The 2,615-nt window shown below is 50.5% G+C and carries 3 protein-coding genes; all 3 read right to left on the bottom strand.

The annotated features are described in order from the left end of the window. The coding region (locus tag D0T87_RS23455) for a DUF3868 domain-containing protein (protein ID WP_163178566.1) at positions 1-1,545 on the bottom strand (1,545 nt) is incomplete at its 3' end. Positions 1,546-1,633: 88 nt separating this feature from the next. Then, entirely contained in the window at positions 1,634-2,239 is a 606-nt protein-coding gene (locus tag D0T87_RS23450) for a DUF3575 domain-containing protein (RefSeq protein ID WP_239063864.1), read from the bottom strand. A 94-nt stretch (positions 2,240-2,333) separates the two neighbouring features. Then, on the bottom strand, positions 2,334-2,615 hold a 282-nt coding region (locus D0T87_RS24780), incomplete at its 5' end, for an N-acetylmuramoyl-L-alanine amidase (RefSeq protein WP_239063863.1).

Below are 2,615 nucleotides of genomic sequence, written 5' to 3'. Positions count from 1 at the left end.
GGTTTTTACCTCTTCCAGGTTGTGCGCAGCTTCCTTAATACCCGCCACGGATGCCTGGTTGAACAGTTCGCCGGCTTTTTCCAAATCGCCTTTGAGCAGGTATATCGCGCCCAGGTTATTCCATGCCGCCGGAAGGTGTTGTGCCTTCTCCAACAGGCGCAGGGCGGTATTCTCTTCCCGGTTCTCGATTAAGAGCGCAGCGGCATTGCTCAGTGCTGTCGCATCATTAGGATAGTACCGCGGAATGGTTTCTATGATAATACGGCGGTACTCCGGGCTTTCTTTGCCGTAGCTTTCCGCCACGCGGTAGAGTTCGGCCTGCGAAAGCTTCTGCGGACTGGTGCTGAGCAGTGCACGGGCTTCGGTATTGTTGTAGCTGCGCACGGCATAGTCAATCTGGTATTCCACCCGGCGCAGTTCGGGGAAGACGTCGCGCACCAAGCGGCTGTAAACAGACAACGTTTTTAGCCTTCTTTCTTTCGCGTCGTACTCATCGCTATTGTTGATAATGCTGAGTACCAATTCTTTTTGTGGCAGATCACTGCTACTTTCAACAGCAGCTTTGAGTCCTTCCCAGTCTTCGGCAATGGACTTAACAGTAAATATCTGCTCCGCCATCATATACCGGTTTTTTATATAGTTTTTCAGAGAGCTGGCACGTTCATATGCCAGTTTCTCGTTACTGCTGTATTTACCTTCGGGCGAGGCGTAGCCTTCGATGAACAGTCCGGTGATCCGGCTATCCATATCGGCCATTACTTCGGTCAGGGCCTGGTCGATCTTACCCAGCTCCACGGGGTTGCGGCGAAAATCGGGCAGGATCACGGAGCGACCGCTTTGGAAATCGAGGAAGGCACTTCCCTGGCGGTTGCGCGTTTTGTTTTCTTCGGCTGGAATAACCAAGGTAACTTGGGGTTGCACCTGGTAGGGTTCGCGCAGTTCGGTGGTCACGCCGCCACTCAGGGTATAGGTGTACAGGTATTGCTCTCCGGCACAACCTGCTGTTTCCTGGTTCAGGGTGAGGCTGGCATGATCCATCCACGACTGGTAGGGCACGCTGAAGGAATAGGTCAGCGTCTCGCCTGTATATTTGTTGACATCAACCAATATGTGGGGAGCACGGTAGCGGGCCAGCCACTCGTTGCTGCTGATGCTGAACCACCGGCGGTTGAGACGGGTGCGTGTTTCACCGTTTATTTGTATATAAGGAAAGGTTAGACTGTGTTCATTATCGTCTTTGAGTTCGGGGGTGAAGATCACGGTGCCGCAGGTAGGAACCGCCCGCGAGTCGATGCGGAGTTCGAAACTGATGTGCAGGCTGTCGTTCTGTTCCTTGAATTCGCCGGATTGGATGTGGAAAGCGCCACGGTAGTCCTGGGCGCTAAGCCCGAAGCTGGTAAACAAAAAAAGAAAGAGACCAAGCCGCACCCAGAGCCGCATCTCGAGCCTCACCCCAGCCCTCTCCAAAGGAGAGGGGGAAGGAGTAGATTGTGTACTAGCCAATTGGCGTACGCTCATTATATGGTTATGTATATGTGATTTCATTATTTTATTATTTTTATTATCCGTAGTATATTGCTTTACCTTGCACTGCCCCTTCCCCCTCTCCTTTGGAGAGGGCCGGGGTGAGGCCTTATTTAATGATATAAATCAGCGATACCGCTGCCTTAGTCATCCCCAGATAATGTGTGTTGCCCGATTTGATCTTCTCGCCACACTTCCGGCACGTATATTTATCGTAGTCTATGTAGGCATACCCCACCCCGATCACGGCTTCTATGGACCAGCGGTTGGATAACATCTTGTGGTATCCATAAGAGAACCCGGCTCCTCCCAGCCAGCCTTCATAGCGGTGGTCTTCGTAGGATTTACCCAGTGGCAGGTTGCCTATATTGAATTGGGAATAGTGTGCATGTGCACCGATGAAATGTCCGTAGAAAGGTTCGCAAAGCCAGTAGCGGAATTCGGGTTGGATAAGAAAGTGTTTCCATTTACGGTTATCAGAGAAAGTCCACGGATTCCAGTTGCCGGAAAGATCGAGTGATGTCCGGCGGCTTGTTTTGATCTCTACACCCAGGTTTATACTGCCCGTTGCGTCGTACAGGAGATTGGTTTTTAACCCAAGTCTGGGAGTAGGATTGTCTAGTGTCGTCATTTCCTGTCCGCTTACTACTAGCGTGAATGCTAAAAATGATAACAATGTTATCCATTGCTTTAAATACGTCATCTGATTTTCCATCTAAATCTGCGTTTTGCTCGTTTCGTTTTCTTCAGGTAAGTGTCCGTCATCTTATACATGACGGACACCTTTCAGAAAAGAAACCCCAGATGGGTTACAGCTCGGTTTTTACATCAAAACAAGGGCAGGATTTAATCCATTCGGCAGGAGAAATTTCACCGTCGCCGTCCAAATCGGGACTCAGGTCGCGGTGACCGGCCACTTTAGCGTCGGGAAAGTCTCTCAAAAGGGAATCGACAAGCACTTGTAAAGAATTACGTTGCTTTAACGTGCGGGTATCCCAGGGATTTCCCAGAGAATCCAACCCGCCTTCGTATGCAATTCCAATGGAACGGGAATTGTATCCCCTGGCGTGTGCCCCTACTTTGGCTATGGG

Origin of the sequence: Bacteroides sp. 51 (assembly GCF_010500965.1) — a bacterium.
GTDB lineage: Bacteria > Bacteroidota > Bacteroidia > Bacteroidales > Bacteroidaceae > Bacteroides.
The sequence above is the reverse complement of the archived record's forward strand: the minus strand, read 5'-3'. Positions and strand labels throughout refer to the sequence as shown.

Bases quoted from the DNA above. Each gene is read 5' to 3' on its own strand.
- D0T87_RS23450 (WP_239063864.1), bottom strand. From the start codon at position 2,239: ATGGAAAATCAGATGACGTATTTAAAGCAATGGATAACATTGTTATCA.